This window comes from Candidatus Brocadia sapporoensis (assembly GCF_001753675.2).
Taxonomy (GTDB): domain Bacteria; phylum Planctomycetota; class Brocadiia; order Brocadiales; family Brocadiaceae; genus Brocadia; species Brocadia sapporoensis.
The window spans coordinates 1-26,762 of record NZ_MJUW02000019.1 but is presented as its reverse complement, the minus strand read 5'-3'; the positions used below and the strand labels follow the sequence as shown (position 1 = coordinate 26,762).

General features: G+C 43.1%; 20 protein-coding genes, 4 tRNA genes, 1 other RNA gene, 1 pseudogene and 2 riboswitches. Of the genes and pseudogenes, 7 read left to right on the top strand and 19 right to left on the bottom strand.

All coding sequences use genetic code 11. The annotated features are described in order from the left end of the window. Positions 1-561 precede the first annotated feature (561 nt). Both BIY37_RS01155 and BIY37_RS01150 read right to left on the bottom strand, forming a co-directional pair. Entirely contained in the window at positions 562-3,444 is a 2,883-nt protein-coding gene (locus BIY37_RS01155) for a glycan-binding surface protein (RefSeq protein WP_070066012.1), read from the bottom strand. Between the two features lie 29 nt (positions 3,445-3,473). Continuing rightward, positions 3,474-4,265: a ParA family protein gene (locus BIY37_RS01150; RefSeq protein ID WP_070066011.1), complete on the bottom strand. Its 792-nt coding sequence runs from the start codon at positions 4,263-4,265 to the stop codon at positions 3,474-3,476. A gap of 599 nt (positions 4,266-4,864) precedes the next feature. On the opposite strand from BIY37_RS01150, the gene BIY37_RS01145 reads away from it, so the two are divergent. From BIY37_RS01145 to BIY37_RS01135, 3 genes are all read left to right on the top strand, one after another. Beyond that, entirely contained in the window at positions 4,865-6,145 is a 1,281-nt protein-coding gene (locus BIY37_RS01145) for a glucose-1-phosphate adenylyltransferase (protein WP_070066010.1), read from the top strand. Positions 6,146-6,449: 304 nt separating this feature from the next. Then, positions 6,450-7,469, top strand: a complete 1,020-nt coding sequence (locus BIY37_RS01140) for a DUF2156 domain-containing protein (RefSeq protein WP_179129204.1) — start codon at positions 6,450-6,452, stop codon at positions 7,467-7,469. A gap of 46 nt (positions 7,470-7,515) precedes the next feature. Next, positions 7,516-7,589: transfer RNA gene (locus BIY37_RS01135), tRNA-Arg, on the top strand. A gap of 248 nt (positions 7,590-7,837) precedes the next feature. Here BIY37_RS01135 and BIY37_RS01130 read toward each other — a convergent pair. The 13 genes from BIY37_RS01130 to radC form a co-directional block, all read right to left on the bottom strand. Then, positions 7,838-8,515 carry a CYTH domain-containing protein gene (locus BIY37_RS01130; protein WP_070066008.1) on the bottom strand — a complete coding sequence of 226 codons (678 nt, stop codon included), beginning with the start codon at positions 8,513-8,515 and terminating at the stop codon, positions 7,838-7,840. Positions 8,516-8,531: 16 nt separating this feature from the next. Then, positions 8,532-10,112: an N-acyl-D-amino-acid deacylase family protein gene (locus tag BIY37_RS01125; RefSeq protein WP_070066007.1), complete on the bottom strand. Its 1,581-nt coding sequence runs from the start codon at positions 10,110-10,112 to the stop codon at positions 8,532-8,534. Between the two features lie 174 nt (positions 10,113-10,286). Next, a complete protein-coding gene (locus BIY37_RS01120) occupies positions 10,287-10,499 on the bottom strand; it encodes a photosystem II reaction center protein I (RefSeq protein ID WP_070066006.1) in 213 nt (70 codons plus the stop codon). Then, positions 10,500-11,939: an RNA polymerase factor sigma-54 gene (gene rpoN / locus BIY37_RS01115; protein ID WP_070066005.1), complete on the bottom strand. Its 1,440-nt coding sequence runs from the start codon at positions 11,937-11,939 to the stop codon at positions 10,500-10,502. A 28-nt stretch (positions 11,940-11,967) separates the two neighbouring features. Beyond that, a complete protein-coding gene (gene recR / locus BIY37_RS01110) occupies positions 11,968-12,576 on the bottom strand; it encodes a recombination mediator RecR (protein WP_070066004.1) in 609 nt (202 codons plus the stop codon). Between the two features lie 31 nt (positions 12,577-12,607). Continuing rightward, positions 12,608-12,958, bottom strand: coding sequence for a YbaB/EbfC family nucleoid-associated protein (locus BIY37_RS01105; protein WP_070066003.1), 351 nt, complete (start codon positions 12,956-12,958; stop codon positions 12,608-12,610). A gap of 3 nt (positions 12,959-12,961) precedes the next feature. Next, entirely contained in the window at positions 12,962-14,641 is a 1,680-nt protein-coding gene (dnaX, locus tag BIY37_RS01100) for a DNA polymerase III subunit gamma/tau (protein ID WP_070066002.1), read from the bottom strand. A gap of 148 nt (positions 14,642-14,789) precedes the next feature. Beyond that, an RNA gene (gene ffs / locus BIY37_RS01095) (signal recognition particle sRNA large type) lies at positions 14,790-15,058 on the bottom strand. 16 nt (positions 15,059-15,074) lie between these two features. Next, positions 15,075-15,167: transfer RNA gene (locus BIY37_RS01090), tRNA-Ser, on the bottom strand. A gap of 117 nt (positions 15,168-15,284) precedes the next feature. Then, positions 15,285-15,376 (bottom strand) — tRNA-Ser (locus tag BIY37_RS01085). 46 nt (positions 15,377-15,422) lie between these two features. Then, on the bottom strand, positions 15,423-15,890 hold the full coding sequence (gene tadA, locus BIY37_RS01080; RefSeq protein WP_201789367.1) for a tRNA adenosine(34) deaminase TadA: 468 nt from the start codon (positions 15,888-15,890) through the stop codon (positions 15,423-15,425). A gap of 33 nt (positions 15,891-15,923) precedes the next feature. Further along, positions 15,924-15,997: transfer RNA gene (locus BIY37_RS01075), tRNA-Arg, on the bottom strand. A 298-nt stretch (positions 15,998-16,295) separates the two neighbouring features. Then, on the bottom strand, positions 16,296-16,994 hold the full coding sequence (radC, locus tag BIY37_RS01070; protein WP_070066061.1) for a RadC family protein: 699 nt from the start codon (positions 16,992-16,994) through the stop codon (positions 16,296-16,298). Between the two features lie 216 nt (positions 16,995-17,210). Between radC and BIY37_RS01065 the strand changes: the two genes are divergently transcribed. The 3 genes from BIY37_RS01065 to BIY37_RS01055 all read left to right on the top strand — a co-directional run bounded on the left by BIY37_RS01065 (position 17,211) and on the right by BIY37_RS01055 (position 20,343). Continuing rightward, positions 17,211-17,777, top strand: coding sequence for a DUF2284 domain-containing protein (locus BIY37_RS01065; RefSeq protein ID WP_179129202.1), 567 nt, complete (start codon positions 17,211-17,213; stop codon positions 17,775-17,777). A gap of 532 nt (positions 17,778-18,309) precedes the next feature. Beyond that, positions 18,310-18,627: a phasin family protein gene (locus tag BIY37_RS01060; RefSeq protein WP_070066000.1), complete on the top strand. Its 318-nt coding sequence runs from the start codon at positions 18,310-18,312 to the stop codon at positions 18,625-18,627. A gap of 27 nt (positions 18,628-18,654) precedes the next feature. Then, on the top strand, positions 18,655-20,343 hold the full coding sequence (locus BIY37_RS01055; RefSeq protein WP_070065999.1) for an ABC1 kinase family protein: 1,689 nt from the start codon (positions 18,655-18,657) through the stop codon (positions 20,341-20,343). Positions 20,344-20,522: 179 nt separating this feature from the next. Here BIY37_RS01055 and BIY37_RS01050 read toward each other — a convergent pair whose 3' ends face one another. From BIY37_RS01050 to alr, 4 genes and pseudogenes are all read right to left on the bottom strand, one after another. After that, a complete protein-coding gene (locus tag BIY37_RS01050) occupies positions 20,523-21,428 on the bottom strand; it encodes a deoxyribonuclease IV (RefSeq protein ID WP_080324759.1) in 906 nt (301 codons plus the stop codon). A gap of 223 nt (positions 21,429-21,651) precedes the next feature. After that, complete coding sequence (locus BIY37_RS01045; protein ID WP_070065998.1) at positions 21,652-22,011, bottom strand: VOC family protein; 360 nt, start codon at positions 22,009-22,011, stop codon at positions 21,652-21,654. 172 nt (positions 22,012-22,183) lie between these two features. Further along, positions 22,184-22,529, bottom strand: a pseudogene (locus BIY37_RS14215) (tyrosine-type recombinase/integrase); the annotation flags it as partial. A gap of 351 nt (positions 22,530-22,880) precedes the next feature. Then, positions 22,881-24,014: an alanine racemase gene (gene alr, locus BIY37_RS01035; RefSeq protein ID WP_179129199.1), complete on the bottom strand. Its 1,134-nt coding sequence runs from the start codon at positions 24,012-24,014 to the stop codon at positions 22,881-22,883. A gap of 401 nt (positions 24,015-24,415) precedes the next feature. On the opposite strand from alr, the gene BIY37_RS01030 reads away from it, so the two are divergent. After that, positions 24,416-25,921, top strand: coding sequence for a carboxypeptidase M32 (locus BIY37_RS01030; RefSeq protein WP_070065995.1), 1,506 nt, complete (start codon positions 24,416-24,418; stop codon positions 25,919-25,921). A gap of 329 nt (positions 25,922-26,250) precedes the next feature. Next, a riboswitch (cyclic di-GMP riboswitch) is annotated at positions 26,251-26,391 on the top strand. 247 nt (positions 26,392-26,638) lie between these two features. Further along, positions 26,639-26,750, top strand: a riboswitch (cyclic di-GMP riboswitch). The last annotated feature ends 12 nt before the right edge of the window (positions 26,751-26,762 follow it).

The following is a 26,762-nucleotide window of genomic DNA, read 5'->3' as shown; positions in this document are numbered from 1 at the left end:
AATCAAACTCTGGAAAAAAAATACTTTTGCACGTTAATGGGTTTTTATGAATATTCAGGGGTTTTTTATAGTCTTACCGTGTAAAATCTTTCTTTGTGATAGATTCCAAATCCGTGCGTATATTCAAACCACATGGACAAACAAGTTTGTCCATGCCACCCTGTAACGGAAGATATAACTTGATTTTATCAGTATTTTCAAGGCTTTCAAGACAATTTATCCCGTCTCTCTTTTTGTCATCACGAACCACGAAGGGTATGGAGGAAAATTTACAAAAGGACAACATTTCAGCAGGGACGAAGCATCTGCTCGTATAGACATGGACGTGTTGTGCCAATTACAGCAAATGCTTTGCCCCTACACTGCATGTAATAGCCAGTTTTTATTGGAAATTTTCAGAAAACAAAATTGTTACGTTTATGTATGCAAGGGCAGATCGGCTCTGCACAGTAATTCTCAAATGTGTCAACACGCCTTCACAACTTCTGAACTCACCCGTAATTTCATTTGAAGAATGCACTCGTCTAATTGGCAAAAAAGCATGAGATAAGCTATCGGTTCTTACGGCAGAAGATGTGCTTTCTGCTTCTGACTTCCACTACTTCCAGTCTTGATCACACAAAAATTGTCAAAATATATCGTGCCAGTCATATTTACCTTCCCGGGCCAGGGAACAAATTCGATTTGTGAAATACGGCTGAAATCAAGCTGCGTTTTCGCTCCATTCTGTCCTTCGGGATAACGCCAATCGTAAAAGATCCCGTCAAGCGGTATACGAATCGTCTGCCATTTTCCATCGGTGATTTTCAGAAGATTTTGTCCTTTCCGGGCATTCCAGGGCTTATTGCCAACAGCAGGCTTGCCCTTATTGCCCAGTTCATCGGTAATCACCATCAAAAGTCTTGTTACCAGACGGTTCTTTGTATCTGTCTTGATATCAAATTGAAGGCTCGAATAGTTGCTCCAGTTTGCCGTTGCATCATATGTGACACTCCCTTGTCCATTCTCCCCTGAAATCACTGTTTTGTGGCCGTAGGTACCAAATGACATGGAAGTCTTCCCGTTTTTTGTATCGCCATGCGCCCTGCAAAATTCAACCCTCATGGATAGCCGGCCGCCCGTATCAGGCTTTTCCCGCGTATCCAAAAAAAACCGGTAAATGTAAGGACTATTACGGTCATCGGGAGTGCCGTGTCCGTCCCACCATCCAACAGAATACGGCTCAGTCTCGTTCCAGCTATGAGCCAGCGACCCGGTTTCAAAATCGCAGATCCTCTTCACCCCATCCGATTCGCCCGGCAACACCTCAACGGTTACCGGCACGACCACCGTCCCCTCTGACGTAGCAACGGCCACCTGAGACCTATGCTTTCCATACGGTAAGTTTGTGCGGTCTACGGTTAAATACACCCTATCAGTAACCTTTGCTTCACCTTGGATATTTCCAACGATGTCAATCCAGTCAGCCTCTTTGCTAACAAACCAGGCTGTAGTCCCCTGTCTTCCATTGGTAATATGTATGGGCACGGTGTATTTTTTCCCTCCATCTTCTTCAAGAATGCCTGTCTCGTAGGGACCAAAATCGATCCGCTTCGGATTTATCTGCAGGTATTTACCCGGTTCTTCCGGAGAGCTTTCTTTCGAAAGGATAAAAGCATAAATTGCCAGCGGCTGAAATTCGTAACTAAACGTGCCGTTCCTGAGATTTATACCATAGGGCTCCATCTGTATTACCTGTGGGTCATTTATACCAAACCGAAGCACTTTTTTTATCTGCAATTTTTGCCTCTCCTGGTCGCTCAATCCACGTATCTGAATTTGCGCAATCTTTGGCGGTTGATCCGGGATAAAACTTCCTGAGTCTGTCGCATAGTCTCCTTTATTTGCAACAAAAACCACGATGTCTTTTGATTGGCAGGCATGGACGGAAAAAGTGTCCCAGTTGTCTGATTCCGCAGAGACAACCTCACCCCTGAAATACCGACTCATTAGCCAGAATGCCCAATACTTCGGATTCGGCTCACCTCTTTCATTAAACATAGCCTGCCCGGCGCTATCGACCCCTTTTTTACCGTTATTACCCGATTGATTGGGCTCTCCCACATACCAGTTGCACGCCATTTTTACACCCATCTTTGCAAAAAAACCTAAAAAATCCATTTGCCCCACCGCAGCAATCTGCGGCAGTGACGGATGTCCGTCCCAGTAGAAATAGTCGTACTCAGAAAACGACAACTGTGTATCCGGATAATATGTGTTAACCATATTCTGGAACCGCTTCAACAATTTTGTTTCAATCCCGTAAGAACCTGTTTCCATATCCCAGCTCTGAAAACCATCCTGCCACAATCCTCTTGGTTCCTGGATAGCATCCCTATCCGCCGGTGCCCTGATGTAGCGATGCACATCCATAAAATCAACTACCCGCATTCCGTGCCTTTCCTCGTATTCTTTTGCCCGAATCAGATACTGGCTCAGGACACGATTCTGATCCGTTTCCCAACCTGTTATTTCCGGATCGTTGCCACGATCCGGAAATATGTTCTGATCCCATTGATTCTCAACGACAGACATCGTCTTCCATCTCTGATCATCAACCTTTGCATCACCATTTGCTTCCGTAACAGGACAAATCAACGAATAATCGTTCGACCAGTATAACCACCAGTTTGCTGATGTGGGCCCAAAAACTTTTGCTTTTGGATTTGTTTTTTTTATTCTATGCGCCAGAAACAAAAAGCGCTCAAAATAATTATCATACGAGGTGTCTTTATTAAGAACCTGATCGCCATGAGCAGCATCATGATACGGTTCAGGATAATCACTTCGTTTCCATGCAATCCACGGTTCGTTTCCGATTTCCCAGAAATTCACACGTTCTCCAGCCCGTGCAATCCAATGTTCAACTTCATCCGCTGTCTGCACATGATCATAGTCTGGATCGTTGATTGTTTTTCCATTGCCAGCCACGTGGCCATATCCCGATACCTGCAGCAAGGGCTCTGCCTTCACGTTCTGTCTGCACCATCGAACAAAACTCTGCCAGCTCATGGGGATATACTGATTTTCACGCGCAATGACGTTAAAGATGCGGTTGTTTTTATAATTATAACGCTCCATGTTCGTTGCGCCCAAACGCACAACAGAAATCTTTGCATCTTTCAGTTTTGGTGCACACAGGTTCAGGTAATACCATGGACACCAGTTTGCTATATTTACCCCGTAGAGATATTTACTGATCGGTTTTCTATCACGTGTTACATCAATAACAAGCAGGGCATCAACCGGAGCATCTTTAAAGTCGCGATATCTCAGATGCTGCTGTTGAGCGTATACAGAGACTTCGCTGTCGGCAAACGGAAGAAATACTGCCAGCAGGAAAAGGGTGAGAAACAACGTAATGCCTTTGTGAAACGATGTTCGAAGATTCATCTTTGAAAACATGTCGTGAATTCTTCAGTAAACATAATTTATTAAGCAGGGATTGGATTCAGCGAAACTCTGTTTTTTTCCCTTTCCAGCACCTCTTTCGCTAAATTCATGTAATCTACTGCACCCGGACTGTCCGGTGCATACAGGGTAATCGGCTTGCCGGAGATAGGGCATTCTGCCAGGCGGGTATTTTCTCTGATTATAGAATTAAACACCTTCTCTTTGAATCGCTCCTTGATCTGGTTATACACCTCGTTGCTAAGATTCGTCCGGCCATCAAACCGACAGGCAATAATTCCTGTTACTTCAAGATTTTGATTCAGCCGTTCTTTAACCACCTGTACCGTATTCATAAGGGTTACAAGACCATTTAACGCCAATACCTTTGTTTCCAATGGAACAAAAACCTCTTTGACAAAGGTTAATGCATTGACCGTAATTAGCCCCAGAGAAGGAGGACAATCCAACATGATATAATCGTACTTACCCAAAACGGGTGACAAGCGTTTGCGCAAAATAAGGTCTCTCCCTTTTTCATGGGCAAGAATTCGTTCGACACCTGCCAATGCCACATTGGAAGGCGCAAGAGTCAAGTTCTCAACACATGTCTTCGTAAGAATCTCTTCAAAATAAACCTCTTCCAAAAACACATTGTACATGGACCGTTCAAGATTATGGATATCCAGGCCGAGCCACGAACTGAGGTTCCCCTGTGGGTCCAGATCCACCAAAAGAACCTTCTTACCCATCTGGGCAAGGCAGGCACCAAGATTCACGGTAGTTGTTGTCTTTGCTACTCCTCCTTTTTGATTTGTTAGGGCAATGCTTCGCATATTATTTCATGGGTTTTTCAAAGGATTCAATGTCCTTGCTGCTGCCAACAACAGCAGGAACGTCCCTTCCTGAATCTTATAGTCATCGGAGACAGTCAAGATATCTTCAAAACTAAAAATAACAAAATTGCCTGAACTAAGCAAAGCAAAAAGGTTGGAACGCGCATTATCCAACCAACATCATGCCTTTCGGACATGTAACCGGAGCGATCTTGCACTTACCAACGATGGAATATCCGATTGCAAGAAGACAGACCCAGCCGATGAGCGTATCCGCAAAAAGAAAGTTGGCATTGTGAGAGAAGCGATGCAATCCAAACTTTCTTGCATATGACTTGCATAAGCAAGGTTTTTTGTTAAACTACAATTCATCACTTCGGTGATAAGGTGGCACCGGCGAACTTTATTTGTCAGTGTGACACATTCCAAATCCGTGTGTATATTCAAACACCATGGACAAACAAGTTTGTCCATGCCACCCTTGCAACCGAAGACATAGCTTGAACGAATTTCAAGGTGGAATACACAAGCTTTACTGTCTGAATTGGCATACAATTTGATAGGTTTATGACAAAAAGTCTTAAACGCAAGGAGTGAAAATGGACAATATAATCTCAGTAATCTTAGGCGGCGGACGAGGAACAAGGCTTTATCCTTTAACAAAGGAAAGGTCCAAACCAGCCGTCCCCCTTGCCGGAAAGTACAGGCTTATTGACATCCCTATTAGTAATTGTCTTAATTCGAAACTCAATAAAATATATGTACTTACGCAATTTAACTCAGCATCTCTTCACAGACATATAACACGGGCATATAAATTTGATAACTTCTCCAGGGGTTTTATTGAAATTCTGGCAGCCTCCCAAACCATTGAGAGTATGCATTGGTATCAAGGTACTGCAGATGCTGTCCGGCAGAATCTGCGCTTTTTTAACCAACCCAATATCGATTTAGTCCTGATACTCTCCGGCGATCAGCTTTACCGGATGAATTATGAACATCTTATTAAAGAGCATATTAAGAACGGAGCCGAGGTATCCATCTCAGCAATTCCCGTAGAAAGAAAAGAGGCGCCCAATTTAGGAATCTTAAAGATAGATGAGCAAGGCCGTATTATTGATTTTTTCGAAAAACCAAAAGACGAGAAGGTTGTTGATTCTCTATCGCTCAATGCAAATGATTTCGAACGGCGGGGTGTTAGCGCCAAAGGGCGCACCCTTCTTGCATCAATGGGAATTTATCTATTTAATCTTGAGGTATTGAACGGAATCCTGAAGGAAACTAACAAGTCAGACTTTGGTAAGGATATTATCCCGGAAATTATAAAAACAAGACGGGTATTTGCTTATTTCTTTGACGGTTATTGGGAGGATATCGGCACCATCAAATCATTTTATGAGGCGAATCTGAACCTGGCATCTCTCGCTCCGAGTTTTAACCTGTACAGCGAAAAGGCGCCAATCTACACGAATCCACTTTTTTTACCCGGATCGATTATTAACGATTGCAGGATCACAGAATCTATTATCTCAGACGGTTGCATGATCAATAACGCTGAAATACGTAATTCGATAATTGGAATCCGGAGCATTCTTGGAAAAAATACCCTGATTCAAAATTCAATCATCATGGGCGCTGATTACTATGAAACAAGAGCTAATATTCGGACGAATCAGGCAAAAAAAATACCGGATATGGGCATCGGTAATAATTCCCGTATCGTGGGTGCAATCGTCGACAAAAATGTACATATCGGAGACCATGTGAATATAGAAAACGCAAGGAAAATTGAGCAGCTTGATGCAGAAAATTACATGATTCGCGATTCTATTGTCATTATACCCAAAGGCAGTATTTTGCCATCATACACAACAATATAATCAGTATGCCTTTTCCTGGCTGCCTCAGAATAATTCTGAGTTTTTACCTATACGAAAAATTCCCAAATGGATGGTAATTCTCTCTTGAAAATCTATTTGGGTATTGTATAATTCAGCAAAATTATACAACGTGTCGGGAGTGATAAGATATGAAAATTTTTGCAAGAAAAATCGGACCTTTAAAAGTAAAGATTAACTTTATGCACATGAACAACGGTTGGTTCAGGCATCTACAGGGGATGTCTGCCACTGCTCTACAATGGTTTGCACTTGGCCTCGAACCTCCGTCGTGCGGACGAGTTCAGTGTATACCACAATTAGGAGAGAAACCATTTTACAACTCATTGAAACGAGTTTCCCGGAAGTAACAGAATGTAGTATTAGTATTGAGGAAAAATGCAAACTGTATGGTTTAAAACGGTTAAAAATTGAGGATAAAAGTCTTTTTGACGATTATGTAAAGAAAGAAGAGGTAAATTTATGTGATTATTCTTTTGCAAACAATTTTATATGGAAAGGCTCCATAGAATTATTATGGAAGCTGATTCATAATAATTTTTGCCTTTTTGGAGTTACTTCCAAAGGCATGTGTATGATGCTCCCCCCCTTAGGGAAAAACAATATTCAAAACACCCTGCATGAATGTTTTTCTCTGATGCGTGAAATGAATGACTCCCGCGGTTTCGAATCTTACATCAATTACGTTTACGAAGACTTCCTTAGCCTTTTTGACAAGAGTTCCTTCCGCATTGTTGAAGGGTATCCCGATTATCTTTACAACACATCTGACCTCATAAAACTTGCCGGTAGGAAATACGAAAAGAAGAGAAACGAGATAAACTATTTTAAAAGGCATTACACCGTCTCTTTTGAAAAATTCTACCCCCGGCATATTGCAGACGCCCTCCTGATGATTGATCTATGGAAAAAAGAAAAGATCCAGGAGTCAAATCTGTCAAGCCATGATGAATCTCACTATCAGTACAGCCTTATCCACGAAGCCGAGGCAGCGAAATGTGCAATTATCTTTTCTGAAGAATTAGGATTGCGTGGGGCAGTCATTACCATTGATGGTCGTATTGAGGGTATTACGTTGGGTGAACCAATTGCATCTCATACGGCATCCGTTCTTATAGAAAAAACCAACAACAAATTTTGTGGCATGCCACAATTCATCTATCAGCAATTTTGTTCCCGTGACTTTTCCGAAATAGCTTATGTCAATGCCGGTGAGGATTGGGGTATAGAAGGCTTGAGAAGAGCAAAGATGTCTTATCATCCTTGTATTTTAGCTAAAAAATTTCTCATTTATGAAAAACCTTGATCCTTATGTGTTCTTTGCTGTAAAATCTGCTTAAAATCAACGTACAGCCCCTATAGCTCAATTGAATAGAGCGTTGGCCTCCGGAGCCAAAGGTTGCAGGTTTGAATCCTGCTGGGGGCGTTGATTTTATACAAGGTTTATGTCACCGCGTATTTGGATTATCACGTTGTTAAATTTGTTTCCCATGCATTAAGGAGGGTGATATGAATACATGCGACCAACAGGTCCGGCATTGTAATGATATCGCATCCTTGAGATATCATCAATCCATGAGAAAATGAATATCTTGGTCTATGTATCGGTTTTGCTGCAGCAGGAAACGCTGTATTAAGGATATGAGAATAAAAGCTTGTTTTTTAAACACCGGTTTAAGAGGATGCGATAATGCCGTGCTTTCCCACGTACATCATACCTTGTCTGTACTTTGAATCAATGGCGGGTCGTAAGGTAAAATGACTTTGCAATTCATCAGCAACCTGCTTGAGTTGCTCAAGCCGTCCATGTAACAACTCTATTTCTATTTCTCTGAAATGCTTTTGCCCCTTGTGACCCCGAAAAACCACCTCGTCGAGAGATAGTTCTGCCTCAAATCCATCATTGCCTCTCAGAATTGCTGCATGGCGGTGGGTCTCAACAACCAGGACTTTTCTTAAGGTCTGTCTTTGAAAAGAGAATTTATCCATAAGGATTGGTGGAATTATTGCTCTTTTCTCTTCGTTCCAGTCCTTTATTTCGTTATCTGAAAGTCTCCATTCAAATTCCCTGCGTTGAAAAATCGTCCCTTGTTGTTTCTCTGATGCTTCTTTATAGGCTCCAATATAGTTCTCACCTCTCTGGCGGATGCGCAAAGCGGCATCAGAGTGAAGAAGTGTGTACTGGGGAGTATCGAAATAATTATCTGTTTGAAAGCAAGGTTCCGCCGTACGATACTGGAAACCCATACTATTTACCTTGCCAAGAAGTGTATCGAAATCAAGCCCATCAGGACAGATAAGCTTTGCCTCAATCTCGGTCTTTCCATCTTTTTCGTAAAAATCAGCGTTCATACTAACCAAAAAATTTCTATGATTTTCTTAAGATCCGCCCATGCGTTCTGCCGTTATGCCTGCCTGCAGCAATCGTAATCTTTCCATTTACTAACACATATTCTATCCCTTCTGAATATTGGTGTGGTTCGGTAAATGTGCTTTTATCGGTAATCTTACCGGGATTTAGAATAGTTATATCCGCAAAATATCCTTCTTTTAGCAAGCCTCTCCTGTCCAGTCCTACTTTTTGCGCCGGCAGTCCTGTCATTTTTTGGATAGCCTTCTCTTCGGACATGAGTTGTTTGTCGAGACAAAATTCTCTTAAAACACGTGAAAAGGTTCCGTAGCTTCGCGGATGTGGCTTACCGTCGTGCAGGATTCCCTGATTGGCACGCACAGAACTATCAGAGCCGACAAAGACGAAATCCCAACCCATAATCTTTTCCAGGTTTTCTTTACACATACTAAATAAAAAGATATCCACCCTCGTGTCTTCTTCGATAAGTAAGTCAAAGATCGTTTCCAGGGGCGGCTTGTTGAGAAGCACGGCAATTTCTGAGATCCTCTTCCCCTCTATCCATTTGTTTTTGCTATGGTAAACAGACGAAATCATAATTCCATTCCAGGCCGCGTCATCATATACCTGAGACACTTCCTTTGAAATACGCCTGCGGGCATTCGCATCTTTTAGCCGCTGTATTTGCTTTTCAGTGCCGCCTTCATACACCCAATGCGGCAATATGACATCAAGATCGGTAGCGGCAGCAATGTAGGGATATCGATCGCATGTGAGGTCAACTCCTTCGTTCCGTGCACGGTCAATAATCATCTTTATCTTGTTGATTTTATGCCAATTTTTACTTCCCGATGTCTTAAGATGCGATACTTGCAATCTGACTCCGGACTGTTTTGAGATCTCTATGGCCTCAGCAAGGGCTTCTTCAAGGGTATCACCTTCATTCCGTATATGGGTTGCATAAAAACCGTCGTATTTTTTAACGGTTTTGCACATCTCTGTTATTTCATTAAGGTTTGCATAACAACCAGGCGGGTAAATGAGTCCGCTGGACATACCAAATGCCCCAGACTCCATGGCATCCTCCAGATCTTTGCCCATTTGGTCTAATTCAGGTGGACCAGGTTCTTTATTTTCATATTCAAGTGTGCATGCCCTGATATTTCCATGGCCAACGAGAAACGCCCTGTTGATGGAACTTTTCATTCTTTCTGCGATGTTATAAAACTCTGTTGCAGATCGCCACGTGGGAACGATGCCATATTTTGCCAATCCCTGAGATCGCCTTTCTAAAAGCTTTCCGCGCAGGGGAAAGGCCGACAAACCACAGTTTCCACAGATCTCCGTGGTTACGCCGTCGAGTATCTTGCTATCGCTTTCGGGACGTACAAGCCATAAAAAATCACTATGAGAGTGGATGTCAATAAATCCCGGTGCAACAATCAACCCTTGAGCATCTATGATAGGTATCCCATTCTGAGGAATGCATTGATCTATGGAGACAATCTTATCGTCCTTGATGGCAATATCGATAACCCGCCGGTGTGTACCCGTACCATCAACGACAGTACCATTCTTTATAATCAAATCAATGTCCATAGACGTCCGGTTGAATTAAGAAAAGATTGGATTTGCATGCCAAGCTAACAGACTGTCCAAGAATTCACTGTTTTTTGATTTTTGCCATGTTGCATTCTTAGACACCTGCTAAAATTTGATGTCCTATTTAGGAAGGTTATTTTTCAGTAGCGTTGACGAGTGACCTTTTTTACTCTACCATTCTTCTTCTTTGAGGATGGAAGGCTCGTCCAGACCCAAGACATGATCGATATCCCTGTGCGTTGTGTCAAGGTCCTTTTTTATGTTGTCTACATGTCTTTTGTTATGATATTTGTCTGTTGAAGAGCAGCTTGCCAAAAATCCAAACACGAATACACTTACTATGAAAAAGACAATATTTTGCATACAGGTTTTTTGTTTTTTCAATTAATACTCCTTTCTCTGTCTCGAAGAAGGTATTTTCATAATACGTCGATACTTTGTAACAGTCCTTCTAGCAATAGTTATACCAGATGTATGCAATTGTTCAGCAACTTCTTCATCGCTCAGGGGATTCGCTTTATTTTCTTTTGCAACAATTTCGGCAAGTTTCTGTCGTATAGCTTCCCATGATTCCATGGATCCATCTACATTTTGAAAACCTCCGGTAAAGAAAAACTTTATTTCAAATATTCCCTGAGGTGTTTGAATATATTTGTGTGCAATGGCACGGCTTACCGTAGAAACGTGCACTTTAACAATATCTGCGACATCTTGCATCTTGAGAGTCCGCAACCGGTGAATGCCCTCGTCAAGAAAATCCTTTTGTAATTCCACGATCTTACAAGCCACCTTATATAACGTACTTCGTCTCTGTTCAATAGCATCAATAAGCCATTTTGCTGATTCAATTTTCTTTTGAATATATTGACGCGTTGAAGTGTCGGTGCCGGATTCATTCAGAAATTTTTTGTAAAAAGAACTGATATGTAAATGAGGCACATTGGTATTATCGATCAATAATACTTCATACTTCCCGTCAATGCATTCCACTTTTACCTCGGGAACCACGTACGGAATTGTTTCATCACAAAAGAGAGAGCCGGGCTTGGGGTTTAACGTGCGGATAAATTCCACCTGCCTCTTTATTACCTCGAGACTATATCCGGTTTTTTTTGCGATCAGGGGATATTTCTTTATTTCAATGTCTTCTAAATGATTCTGCAGCAATTCCTTTGTCAACTGATAGTTTTGATCCCGCTTGTCAAGCTGCAACATTAAACACTCTTGCAGATTTCTTGCACCCACTCCAGGCGGTTCCAAGGTTTGCACAATTCCCAATGCTTCTTTAATTTCTTCAAAAAGTATGGGTTTTTCAAGGGATTGCAGAATTTCTTCGAGTGGACTCGCTAAATATCCGGATTTATCTATTGAATAAATGATATTTTCACACGCTTCTGTAAGGTTGGCAGGAACATCAATTAACGATAACTGTCCCATTAAATAATCATGAAGCGACATTGGCTTAGCAGCCGTGTTCTCTAGCGCCTCTTGCTTCTGATCGCGTTCCTCTGAGCCAGCATTTCTCCGCACCGTTGTCTGTGAATAGAACTCACGCCAATCTTCTGCAATGTTACCCAGTTTGTCAATTTCATCCCCTTTTTCATCGTCTCTGGTTGCCGGAGGAGATTCATCTGATTCCTTGAGATTCTCATCTTTCTTTTCGTCGATCACCTCTTCAAGGACGGGATTATCAACCATCTCTTGTTGAATATGTTCAACAAGGGCCAGTAAGGGTAATTGGAGAATTTCTATTGATTGGATAATTTGTGGCGACAACTTTAGTTTTTGCTGAAGTTGCGGCATTAAGGATGATTGCATTTTCATGAAACATTACCTTCCATAAAAATTGTCTTTAAACTTCTGCCATTTCGTTTCTGCCATTGATAGCATCAGCAACAATCGCTGTATTCGCATATTCAAGATAACTTCCTGTCGGTAATCCACGCGCAAGCCTTGTTACCCTTACCCCTGATGGTGACAGGTGTTTGTGAATATACAGCGCAGTTGCATCACCTTCCATATTCAGATTGGTGGCAAGAAGTACTTCCTTAATATGACCGGCATTCACCCGGTGCAAGAGTTTTTCAATGGTCAAGGACTCCGGATGAATGCCTTCCAAAGGAGAAATGTGTCCCTGGAGTACATGATAGAGACCTCGATATTTTCCCGTCTTTTCTATCGTCAGAAAGTCTGCCAGTTGTTCAACCACACAAATCGTCGATCTGTCTCTTGAGAGATCGCTGCAAATATGACACGGATCATTCTCTGAAACATTGAAACAGGTCGAACATGTCTTGACAAGTTTTTTTACATCACGGATGGCACAGGCAAGCTGCATGGCCTCCTCCGTTGTCTGTTTCAGAATATAACAGGCAAGACGTTCTGCTGTTTTTTGTCCAATGCCAGGCATCTTGCCAAATTCACTGATAAGTTTTATTACGGACTGTGGATACGCATTCAAAACGAAAAACCTCTGAAAACAGATTTCATAATTACATACCCCCTAAAAGCCCCTGCATTCCCGGTATATTTAACCCACCGGTAAGTTTTCCCATCTCAGATTGATACAACTCCTGTGATTTTTTAAACGCCTGAGAAACTGCTGAAAGAATAAGATCTTCAAGCATCTGAACGTCTTTCGGATCTACAACCTCAGGATCGATTTTGATAGAGAGAATTTCCTGTTTCCCATTCATGTGCACCGTGACCATTCCGCCACCGGAACTCGCTTCTATGACTCGTCCTTTCAAATCATTCTGAACCTCTTCCATCTGCTTTTGCATCTTTTGGGCCTGCTTCTGCGCCTGTTTCATCATTTCCGCAATATTGCCAAAACCTTTCATGTGTTAGCCTCCTTTATTATGTATCTTAACAACATGGCCGCCAAAAAGATCCAGGGTCTTTTTTACCGCTGGTTCAGAAACAGACAAATCAACTGCCGGTCGATCAGAAAATTCCCGGTCCGGGAAAACCGGCGCATCCCTCTTTTCAGGACTTCCATTTTTTGACACCCTCAGCTTTAGTCTCACATTGCCTTGTATCACCTCTTTGGCACATTGTTCAATAAGCTTTTTTTCTTCAATCTGATCAAGCTTTTCTTTATGAAAGAAACACTTGCTGGGAAATTCAACTGTAATTTCTCCATCCTTGCACCCAATGAATTGTCCTTCTTTTAAAAGCGCCCAGGTTGATTTTTTCTTGTTCTGGACGGACAGAAGAATCTTTTCCCAAACATGTTTTTCGCCTTGCACGCTCTCTAAATTCTCTTTTTTGTTCGTTACTGGTGCGCGATATTCTTCCGTTGCTGGTTCTAAAACCATCTGCTGGGAAACAGATTCTTGACGTGGTATGATTTCCGTATTTTTTTTAACGGATTCATTGTTACTGTGTACAAGGCCGCCTTCTAAAGCTGCCAACCTTTCAGCAATATCATATAACGACTCAACAGATTCCATGCGACAAATCCTGATTACAGCCATCTCCAGCAAAATACGCTGTAAAAGAGAATCGGTTGTGCGCATCCTTGCATCGGAAAATATTTGCACCATGTACATCAGGGTATCCTGGGAAAAGGAATCCCCATATTTTTGTATCAAAGATGCATTGAACTCAATCCAGTTCGCCTCCCGGCCACAGGAGGAAGCTATCAAAAGCTCCCGCACACAGGATAACAACTGATCAATACATTCTCCGGCGGTCTTTCCCTCACCTAAAATCTCATTTACCATCTTCAAGGCTGAAGATGCGTCTTTCCTGACAAAACTATCAAAAAGAACAAGTATCTTGTCTTCATCAATACAGCCAAGGACAAAATTTACATCCTCCGGAGATATCCGGTCCTTGCAAAACGAGAGGATTTGGTCTAAAACTGATTGAGAATCCCGCAATCCGCCCTTCGCATATCGAGCTATTGTGTGAATGGCAGCAGTTTCAACCTGAACTCCTTCAGCCCTGCAAATGTCTAACAGCCGTTTTTCAATATCATGAATAGCAATATTCCTGAAATCAAACCTCTGACATCGGGATTGCACCGTTTCAGGAAGGCGATTAACTGCTGTTGTAGCAAAGATAAACTTAACGTGTGACGGCGGCTCTTCAAGGGTTTTCAGGAGGGCATTAAATGCTTCCCGGGTGAGCATATGTACCTCGTCGATAATGTAAATTTTGTAACGGGCGCGTGACGGGGCGTAACTTACGTTTTGACGAATATTCCTGACTTCGTCGATTCCCCGGTTTGACGCACCATCGATCTCTAAAACATCGATATCGTTACCTTCAGAAATACACCGGCAAATATCGCAGGCGTTGCATGGGGTATCCGTGGGTCCATGTTTACAATTCAATGCCTTTGATAGTATCCGTGCCATCGAGGTTTTTCCCACCCCTCGTGGCCCTGCGAGCAAATATGCATGAGCAACCCTGTTCGTGCGGATTGCATTCCGGAGTGTTAGTACTATAGGTTCTTGACCTACCAGATCCTCAAAAGTTTGAGGACGATATCGACGGGCTAATACAACATATGACATAAGCCTTTCCCCTGATAATTATTCGCAACAAATCGCTGTCCTATTATACTCCCTCATATAATTCATAGCAATACACTTTCTTTTGTTATGATGAATGGAATGAAAACTTATGAGACAAGCGCCTTGTTATAAAAATTGAACACAAGGGCCGTGCACTTTTTTCTGTCTCCATTCCCATTAGCTTGTCTATGCAGTAAGCTCAGGCCAGACGGGCTCACTGCACATTAAGGATATATGCTTATGGCTGCTTGCTTCCGCACCTGACCAGGTTCACACAATCTCTTATTGCATGAGATCCGGCCCTCATCACCACTTACATCGATAAGACTAATGTTCTTTGGATCCTCGAAAAAGCGATTGATCCTGCTGTAGCGGGTTGCAGGTTACAGGGTACCGCTAGCTCCCCATCTAGCACGGCCTGTTTTATATAAACTGGCGGAGAGGGCGGGAGTCGAACCCGCGATACCGATTTTGTCGGTATACGCGCTTTCCAAGCGCGCTCATTCGGCCTCTCTGACACCTCTCCAATACCGGTGTTTAAAAATTCATAAAGACTTTAACGTTCAATAAGAGATCTGGAGGTGCAGTGTTGGGAAATTCTCACATACTCAATCTCACAGCTTCCCAATTTCGTTGTTTTTGCTGGCGGAGAGGGTGGGATTCGAACCCACGTCCCGCTGTTATGCGAGAAACGGTTTTCGAGACCGTCCCGATCAACCACTCTGGCACCTCTCCTACTCTTGCGGCTCAAATCACCCGGATTGTTTCGGCAGACAAGGGGTTATTTTGTCCGGCAATTTTCCAAAAAAAATTTTTGTAATAAACACTTACATTCCTTGGCAAGAACATTCGGCACAACTTCCAGTCGGTGGTTAAACCGTGGCTCCTGCACAATATTCATCACGGATACGCATGCACCTGCCTTTTTATCCGCAGTTCCGTAAACCAGGGTATTTACCCTCGACTGCACCAATGCGCCAGCGCACATTGCACAGGGCTCCAGCGTTACATAGAGGGTTGTCCCCCGTAAACGCCAGTTTTCCAGATAGGCTGCAGCTTGAGTTATTGCGATCATTTCTGCATGAGCAGTAGGGTCATTGAGCATTTCACGCTGATTATGAGCACGGGCAATAATGCGACCCTCATAAACAATAATCGCCCCTACAGGCACATCGTTCTTTTCCACGGCCTTTTCCGCTTCTGCGATAGCCTGCCTCATGAAATACTCATGCTTCTGTATCTCTTCCATAATTACCATAAATGCTGCTGCAGAAATGTAAAACGCGCCCAGGAGGATTTGAACCTCCAACCTCCGGATTCGTAGTCCGTGACTCTATCCAATTGAGCTATGGGCGCTAACAATCGTTTTCTGGCTTGTAAAAGCATAGCACACCATTCCCCGTACCTGAATATTTTTAAGCATCAAGTTATGTCTTCGGAATATATCACACTGACAAACAAAGTTTGTCAGTGCCACCCTGCAACCCGCTTAAATAAAATGAAAATTTCTACACAATTAAATTAAAAACCCATCTTCATAAAATAGCTGGATCTAAAGCAAATTGCATTTAACAGCAAAGAATTACTAATCCTGGCGGAGGTGTGCACATTGACAAGCGAACGAAAACAAGTATAAGCATATCAAAAGTTATTGTCAAGACATAATCCCTTTGTCCTTAAAACTGACAAAACACTCGTTTCCTATGATAATATGATCCAAAACTTTTATGCCAACAATATTTCCTGCCTCTGCTAATCGTCTGGTTATTTGGAGGTCTTCTTTGCTGGGTTCGGGATCACCTGAGGGGTGATTATGGACAAAGATCACTGAGGCTGCAGATTCCTTAATTGCCGGATTAAAAACCTCCCTGGGGTGAACAATACTTGAGGTAAGGCTGCCCGCAGAGATTTGCAACTCTTTGATAACACGGTTTTTATTGTCAAGGAGCACGACGGAAAAGACTTCTTGTTTCTTTCCGCGTAAACGTTCGTGGAAATGATCAAAGATGTCATTGCTACACTTGAATTGCTGAAGAGGTTTTACTGAAATGGTAGAAAACCGTTTTGCGATGGCTAAGGATGCCTTGATCTGTGCCGCCCGTGCCGGGCCTATCCCCTTTATCCTGCACAATTCGCCAACAGAAGCCGTACTCAGCCTTCGAAAATCTCCGTACTCGGAAAGAAGCTTTTGTGCTAAATCAACTGCACTGTAATTGGTAGTGCCATCACGAATGATGATTCCTAAGAGTTCTGCATCTGTCAGATGTTCATCACCACTTTGGATTAGTCTTTCCCGTGGTCTCTCATGGGTAGGAAGCTGTTTTATTGTAGGACGTTTCTTTTCTTCCTTCATAAAATCGCAATAATAATGCCGCACAAATGACATGCCGGGATCATGAAAGGTTTCTTTCCTGGCAGGCCATCTCAATACACCGACAGATTATACTTCGGGAATTTTCCCTGTCAACAAAATGTCTTTGCGTACACATTCCGTAAAAAATATTTGATTAAACCTTCCGCCTTGTTTATAGTACCAGGGAATATAAATAATTTTTCAGGAGATTTACCAATGTATCCCCCAGATTCGGCTTTGCCTGAATTTCAGACCGTTATTACGTCACGTCAGAATCTTACAGACGCATGCAAGGTATTAATAGAAAAAGCAAAGGAACTTGGCTGTGCACAGGCAGCAGTCATTCATCCGAATACCATCATTACCGGGCGATGGGTTCAGTTAAAATGTAAATATGGATGTGAAGAATACGGAAAAAAACTCACCTGCCCGCCTCACTCGCCATCGTATGAAGAAATGAAAGAGATTCTCAGGGAATATAACCGGGCATTGCTTCTTCACGGACACATGAGCTGGCAGATGCGGTATATTACGGCAGAAATCGAAAAGTTGGCTTTTGCACTGGGATTTTATAAAGCTTTTGGACTAGGAGCGGGTCCTTGCAAATTATGTGAGAACTGCGATACCACACATTCCTGTATTCGCACGATGGAAGCAAGACCCTCTATGGAGGCATGCGGTATCGACGTCTATCAGACAGCAAGAAATCATAACTTCAAAATTGAGACACTGAAAGACAAAAATGAGGAAGCTAATATATACGGCTTAATTCTTTTAGAATAAATTTCAAGGATGCGGAGGGAATCATTTGTAAAATTCAGTAAAATATCATCACATCGCCTGAACCTGAATACGCCTTTTTAACATATCAATATTACCGCATCGGTTTCCGCAGAGAGATAGTTAGCAGGGTGACTGATTACTGATGAGCAAATGAACCATTAATTCCGTTATCGGGCAGTAATAGTTTTTTAGAAACAAGAATGAGTTTTTACCAGAATCTTGCACAAAGGCAAGATTCTGGTGCGTAATTATCTAGTGTAGCGTTTTACAAAGATGTCTACATATATTAGTCATTGCGGGTGACAGCGAAGCAATCTTAGGTCTTTTGTAAACAACAGATTGCTTCGTTGTTCCATTCCTCGCAAGAACATTTGCTTGCGTATAGGTTTTATGAAATGTTATACAAGTGTGGAACAAGGATACGGCTCCCGGCGGCTTCTATTCATAGAGAAATGGAGAATTCTTGCCAGCACGAATTGTCCCTGCTGCAATATAAATTCTCGAACATTTTATAAGGTAAGGAGGAAAGGCTGTGGTTACAGAGATCATTAATAAGGTAATCAATCTTGGTTTGGGGGCAGTGCTTCTCACGAAAGAAAATATCGAGGAAGTCATTGATGAAATGGTAAAAAAGGGAGAGATCAAGAAGGATGAAGCAAAGGCTCAGGTAAATGAACTGCTTAAAAAAGTTTTATCAAGCAAAGAGGAGGTTGAATCGAGGATCGAAAAGATTGTGGAAAACATGCTCCACAAACTGGATATACCGACACGAAAAGAACTCCAACAAATGCAGAAAAAACTCGATGAAATTATAAAAAGACTGGAATCCAGAGAAGACCAGACGTTATAACAAAGCGCCAGGGCAAGCACAAAAACCATGCAATTCAGAAAAATAAGACAAAAAATCAGGGATATACGCCGTTTCAATCAGATTCTCAGAATATTGACCAAGCACGGGTTTGGATTTGCCATTCAGCAGCTTCGTTTGGAAGATCATATTATTGGAAGGGGTATTATCAAAATGCGGATAGTGCGCCGTTTTATCGAACCTCGGGAGTCTCGCGCCGTCCGGCTCAGAAAAGCGCTGGAGGAACTCGGTCCCACCTTTATAAAATTTGGACAGATTCTCAGCATTCGGCCGGACTTGATTCCTTTAGATCTCTGCAATGAACTGAGCAAGCTCCAGGACCATGTTCCCCCCTTTGGTTATGAATGTGTGCGAAAGCAGATCAGGGAATCCTTTGGGAAATATCCGGAAGAATTATTCGCTTCCTTTGATCCGGAACCCCTGGCTGCAGCCTCTCTCGGGCAGGTGCATCGGGCGAAGCTCAAGACGGGTGAGAGTGTCGTCGTAAAGGTGCAACGTCCCGATATCCGCAAAACGATCGAAACGGATATTGACATCCTTTACACCCTGGCCCAACTGGCGAACCGGTATATGCAGGAGGTCAGGCTTTTTAATCCTATCGGTATCGTTGACGAATTTTCCAAGGTTATCACAAAGGAGATTGATTTTACCTGCGAGGCGCATAATATCGATCGATTCCGCAAGAACTTTAAGGATTCAGCGATGGTTCATATTCCCGCCGTCTTTTGGGACTGTACCAGATCAAGGGTTATTACCACAGAGGAAATCAAGGGTATCCGGCTGAACGATTACTTAAATCAGATACACACCGCTGAAGAAAAAAAGGCTGTCGCTGCAAATGGTGCCAATGCCGTCCTGCAGCAAATATTTATTGACGGATTCTTCCATGCAGACCCACATCCGGGAAACATCTTCATCCTGCCGAATAATGTCGTCGCTTTCATAGACTTTGGAATGGTAGGCAGGCTCGATGAAGACACGAAGGACGTCATTGTAAGCCTCCTGATCGCTGTATCCATGAAAAACATCAACGGCATCCTGAAGGCCTTGGAAAGACTGGGCGCCTTTGTTGAGGAGGATACCCTGCATGATTTCAAGAATGATATAGCGGATTTTTTGGAAAGATACTATGATATTCCCCTGAAGCAGATTGAGCTGTCTCTTATACTTCCGCAAACCATTGATCTCATGACGAGACACAAATTAAAGATATCCCCGCAATTCCACATCTTAAACAAGGCGCTCGCTACCATAGACGGCGTTGCCAGGCAGCTAGACCCTGAGTTTAATACCATAGCTCACACCAGACCTTTTGTGGAAAAGCTGGTACACGATAGATACGATATGAAGCACATTATCAAGGAGATAACATCATATTCATCGGAACTCCTGGACATCCTGAGAATACTTCCGAGAGATACCTACGAAATAGTAAAAAAGATAAAACGGGGTAAGCTCAAAATTGAATTTGAGCATCAGGGACTCTCAAAATTTATCTCTGAAATGGACAAATCCAGTAATCGGATTTCCTTTAGCCTGGTCATCTCCGCCCTGATCATCGGGTCTTCCCTTATTGTTATGACCAACCGAGGCCCCCTTATAAATGGCTTCCCGGTACTGGGCATTGTGGGATTTGTCTTTGCAGGCTTTCTCGGTTTGGGGCTTGCCATTGGGGTCTTGAGGTCCGGACGTCTGTAAACTTAGTAGAATAGACAAAAAAGACCTGACCAAAGAAAAAGCCCTACAATTATGATAGAAAGTAGTTTTGAGGAAATACTAAACCATAAAGAAAAGAAGGGCCATATGGAAACAGCCCCCCGTGTACAAGTGGCATTACAGGAGCGTTCGGTTGCCAGTCACGTTGAGAAAAAATGGACTCATCCGGAATCGCCTTCTTTTCGTATAAGCTTCTTTCTCAATCCCGGAGATTTTGGGATACGACCAGGGATTGATCGGAGTTTTTGCAGTAACCTTAAATTGTCTTCGCTTCTGGTATTCATTTCCGGAATTTCTAAGATTTTGGGAATGTTCAGGAACCTTGGGTCTCTCATGAGGGCATGGAACGTTTCCAACCCCAATTTTCCTTCCCCAATACCGGCATGGCGGTCACTGCGGGAGCCGAGTCCTGTCCGGGAATCATTCACGTGAATTGCCTTTATTTTCCTGATTCCCACAATTCTTTCAAATTCACGGAGAACGGTTTCGTAACCCTCATATCCCCTGATATCGTATCCGGCTGCAAAAACGTGTGCGGTGTCGAGGCATACGCCCATGACTTCCGGATGTTTCATTTCGTCCAGGAGACGGGCGATTTCTTCAAAGGCAGAACCTATAGACGTTCCCTGGCCAGCCATGGTTTCCAGAAGTATTTGAGTTTTTGAATTGCCGCGCGTGCTCAAAATGGCCTGGAGGGCTTCAATGGTTCTCTTCATGCCGTCTTCCTTGTTTGAATTACCGCAACTGCCCGGATGAAGGATCAGGAAATTTACGCCGAATTGTCTCGCCCTTGATAATTCCGTCTCCAGCCGTTCTCGCGATTTTTGCCAGAGATTTTTATCGGAAGATGCGAGATTAACCAGATAGGGAACGTGGGCAACGACTTTTTTGACCGGGCTGTCCTGCCAGGCAGCCTTGAATCTAATCACTTCTTCGGATGTCAATGCAGATACATCCCATCGCCGGGAAAGCGTTACATAGATTTGAATACATTCACATCCCCATTTCCTTGCCCAGAAGAATCCTTTCGATAATCCACCTATTGTGGGAACAGTACAGCCTAGCATAAACGGTATTATTAGGTAACGGTTAGAGAAGAGAAAAAGCACTTAACTGGAATATTGAGGGAGTAGCGGGTTTATATCATGTAATCAGTCCATACGATCCTTGATTTTTCAAGGGTTCTCACATCACCTCCCATGTTTTATTCTTAATTAAACCGTATAACGCCCTGAGTTCAGCCGCCGCCGTAGGCGGTCGGCTGCGACGAATTGTTAGGCCTGCAGCAATTCACTTGTCTGACCAAACGGCAAGCTCGTTGCCGCCTGGCTCCTTGAAATGAAACCGCCGCCCGCCTGGAAAAGAAAATATGTCTCGAGTGATCAAGCCCCCAGCGCCAAGCACTTTGTCCCGCGTTGCCTCAAGGTTGGAAGAAAACAAGACTACCAGCGGCTGAATTGGACGATGTGTCGGGTCTGCATTGAACCCGCTGCCCAAGCCACCGCTGTTTGTATCGGCATAGTCGTCGCCCCAATCTTGGTACGACCAGCCGAAAGCTTCAGAGAAGAAGCGCTTGGACTGAGAAAGACCAAGAACGTCTTTGGCCGGGAACTCGACAAAATTGATGTGATTGTCTTTTCGATTTTCCACTGATCACCTCGAAGCTTCTATATAGGCCTAACAATAATTAGACTGGTCATTATAATTGTCCCCCGGCATGCTGGGCTGTCAGTCTATTACGCCGGTTTTTTGGATATAAAAATCTCATTATCTCATTTACTTCCTTATATGTTGCGCAAAATTGTTATGAAAAGCAGGTGTCTTATACGGATCCGTATAAGACACCTGCTTTTGGTTTATTAATTGGACTTCGCACTCCTTTTGGACCGTAATTCAGCACATGCGTGTAAATCATAGTTGTTTTAACATCCTTGTGTCCCAGTAATTCTTAAATAGTCCCAATGTCATAACCTGATTCCAAAAGATGCGTGGTAAAAGAGTGGCGAAAGGTTTGGCAACTTGCCCTTTTTGTAATTCCGGCTTCGGTGGTTTTCGTGTTCTTCCACCGGTTCTTCTTGCAGGAAGAGCCATTGCCAGCGCCAATCGGCAGGCGCGTTGGGATGCTTGCGACCCAAAGTTTTGGGCATCTTCACCCGCCCCCACCCTTCGGTAAAGATAAACAGACAACGTTATTTACCGTATTGCAATGTCAAACCTCTTTACAAATGGAGAAATTATAGAAAGCGCTTTTGAAATTAACACAAACAGAAAAAGAATACAAATTTTTTGTTTTTTCCAAGGAACGAATCATTCCGGTTTCGGAGGGGAGGTTATGAAATAATTGTTACTGCATTGTACTCCACACCTTCTATTTCCGGCCTTCACACATCCACATCAAAATCACAGCAAAGGGCATCACACGTTGGTTACACAATACTATCCTGACAAGGAACAGACCGAAGGAGATCCGGTTTGGCGCTTGTCTCTGTAGAGTGAGTACCCAGCTTGAGGGCCAGGCATCACGCTTCGTCCTTGTATCCGTTAACATAGACCCTGGGTACGCGCTTGCTCATATTGCACGTAATCTCGTACGGGATGGTATTGAGTTGTTTTGCTACGGATTCTACGGAAATGGACTCTTGCCCCTGACTGCCGTATACGACAACTTCGTCACCCACGGTTGCTCCTTGCACGTGGGTTACATCCACAAAACACTGGTCCATACAGACCCGTCCTATAATGGGTGCCTTTACACCTCGTATAATGACCTGCCCAGAACCAGAAAGCAGCCGGTTATAGCCGTCATCATATCCGAAGGGAAGGGTTGCGACACGGGTAGGTTTTGCAACCGTGTGTGCTCTGCCATATCCCACAGCATCGCCGGGTTCCATATCCTTGATATGAATAATGCGCGTCTTGAAACACATGACCGGCCTGACGCCAATATCCCTCGATACCTCATCTGAAGGGTAGAGCCCGTAGAGTGAAAGACCAGGCCTCACCATGGTAAAATAAGCATTAGGATGCCCGATAATGGCCCCGCTATTCGCCATATGTCTTAATGGAATACGTATCTTGATCGCATCCAGGTGCGCCAGAACATCCCTGAATCTGCTGATTTGCAAGTCGGTATATGCTGATTCCCTTTCATCTGAACCAGAGCAGTGGGTGTAGATTCCGCCAATGGAAAGATTTTTCATCTCCTGTAAAGATCTTACAAACTCGACGGCCTTATCGTACCGTACGCCAATACTGCCCATGCCGGTATCCACATACACATGTACATTCATGGTTTTCTGAAAATACTGCGCCCGTTTTGATAAAACTTCAGCGAGCCCCAGATCATAAACGGATGGTATCACGTCATGGTGAATAACGGTGTCGATTTGTTCTTCAAAGATGCCTCCCAAAAGTAATAACGGCGCTTGAATGCCTTTGTCTCTTAACTGAATGCCCTCTTCAAGGATAGCGATCCCCAGCATCGCAACTCCGTGTCTTAATAAAACCCTGCTTACTTCGTAATCGCCATGGCCATAGGCATCAGCCTTGACAATGCCCATAATTTTGATCTGCTGACCAATCTTCTTTTGTATGGAAAGCAAATTATGCCGTAGGGCATTCAGGTCAATTTCAACCCACGTTGGTCTGTGCATAATGTCCATACTATTGTAAAAAATAAAATGATAAAAACTGTGTAAGATGAGTAGGGATCTGGCGTGCCTATCAAGAATGAGGCGATATGCTATACGGCTATCCCCTTGCACTATCTGTCCTTATATGGTTGAATAAGACAGTAATTTCTATTTACTCTCATGCTTTAAATTAGACTGCCTTTGGCAGTGATTTCATAGCTATCCTTTATTGGTAGGATAAGCGTCCCCGCTTGTTGTGCTGATGTCAACCTGAGGCGGTTAACCTGCCTATAGGCCGGCGGTGTGTTTCCGTATTTTGCACACCTATATCCCCTCTTTCTAGAGGAGACACAAAAGATTAAATTCCTTACATTGAATTAGCAATCATTATGGATTGAACTTGTAACATATCCGGAGGACACATGCAAGAGAAACTCAACGACTTAAAGAAACGACTGGCTGAAATAATTGATATCAATCACGCTATAGCTGTACTTGATTGGGATCAGCAAACTTATATGCCGCCAGGTGGTGCAGCAGGGCGCGCCAGGCAGCTTGCGACCTTAAGCCATATTTCCCATGAAAAATTTATTAACAATGTCATTGGACATCTCCTGGAAGAATTGCATGAGTACACTGAGGGCTTACCCTACGAATCGGATGACGCAAGCCTTGTCCGGATAACAAAACGTGACTACGACAAGGCGCGCCGTGTGCCGCCAGCTCTTGTGTCGGAAATTGCCTATGCCAGCGCCCATGCCTTTGATGCCTGGAAGAAAGCGAGGGCTGAGTCAAGATTCTCAGACTTTTCGCCATACCTACAACGGAATCTTGACCTGAAAAGACACTACGCCCAGTGCCTTGGATACACGGACCACATTTACGATCCACTGCTTGATGAATACGAACCCGGTATGAAAACAAGCCAGGTAAAAGGAATTTTTCAGGCAATCAAACGAGAACTGGTGCCGCTTGTTCAAACGATTTCAGCCAAATCGCATCTGGTAGACAATGCCTTTTTGCACCAGACGTTTGATGAACAGACACAGTGGGAGATTGGAATCGAAGCGGCCCGATTGATTGGCTATGATTTCGAACGCGGACGTCAGGATCGTTCACCTCATCCATTCTCAACATCTTTTTCCATAAACGACGTGCGTATTACCACGCGCATACTGCATGATTATTTCCCCGCCGCCTTTTTTGCAACGTTGCACGAGGCTGGCCATGCGCTCTACAGCCAGGGAATACGCTCAGAACTCGAACAGACACCTCTTGCGGAAGGCGCATCCCTCGGCGTTCATGAATCGCAATCACGGTTATGGGAAAATCTTGTTGGCCGCAGCCGGCCTTTTTGGAGATTTTTCATGCCACGCATCCAAACCGTTTTTCCTGGGCAATTCAGAAATGTGACCGATGAAAAGATGTACTGCGGGGTAAACCGGGTACAGCCTTCTTTCATCCGCGTAGAGGCTGATGAGATTACCTACAACCTGCATATCATGATACGTTTCGAGCTGGAGAATGCACTGCTTGAGGAACGTCTGGCAGTGAACGATCTGCCTGAGTTATGGAACAAGAAAATGCAGGAATATCTTGGAATAACACCGCCGAACGATGCATTGGGTGTCCTGCAGGATGTTCATTGGTCACACGGCAGCTTTGGATACTTTCCAACATATTCGCTCGGCAATATCTTTGCTGCACAATTATTTGATACGATCAAAAGAGACATCCCCGATCTTAACAGGCACTTTGAGAAAGGTGAATTTCGTGGTCTGCTTGATTGGCTTCGCATCCATCTGTATACCCATGGCCGTAAATTTACACTGGAAGAATTAGCAAATAAAATTACCGGCGAATCCCTTCACACAGATCATTTCATTGCTTACCTGAAAAGTAAGTATGGCGACATATATCATTTCTAAAAAAGCGCTGATTTTACATGAAAAAATTATATATAACCCATGGTTTAAATGAGATTTATAAAGAAGGCTGTCACGTATATCCCACATCAGGATGAACACCCACATTTGATTATATTTAAAAATATTTTTGACAAAATGAAAATAAATAGTATAATAAAGCATTATTTAATTTAAAGACACGTCATTTTAAGGATTGTATAGAATGGATTAAGCGAAGCGATCAGTCGTTTGTTGAAATGCTACTGGTGAATGCGACGATGAAAGACAAGCGCTTTAAACAATCACACCTTGATATTTATGCGCTTTTCAATAAATAAGACTGTTACGCACCGCGATAAAGGCAAACCCTGAGTGATCAGGGGACGCAAAGCAAAGGGTCTTACAACATACAAGGAAGTATGGGGATATATATAGAAAATATCCTGACGCAATTAGGGAAGTAGTTTAAAAAAGACAGCCTTACTGCCGAAAATGTTTTAAATAATATTTAGCAGTGAGGCTTTTTTATTTTACAAATATTTTTTAGAAAGGAGAGAAGAAGATGTTTAAAAACATTTCTATGCATGGCGTTTTTTAAGGATTGAATAGAATGGATTAAACGAAGCGATCAGTCGTTTATTGAAATGCTACTGGTGAATGCGACGATAAAAGACAAGTGCTTTTAAACAATCACACCTTGATATTTATGCGCTTTTCAATAAATGAGACTGTTACGCATCGCGATAAAGGCAAACCCTGAGTGATCAGGGGGCGCAAAGCAAAGGGTCTTGTGTAGAGATGTATGGTCATACGTCTCTGCATCTGATAAAAAGACAGCCTTACTGCCGAAAATGTTTTAAAT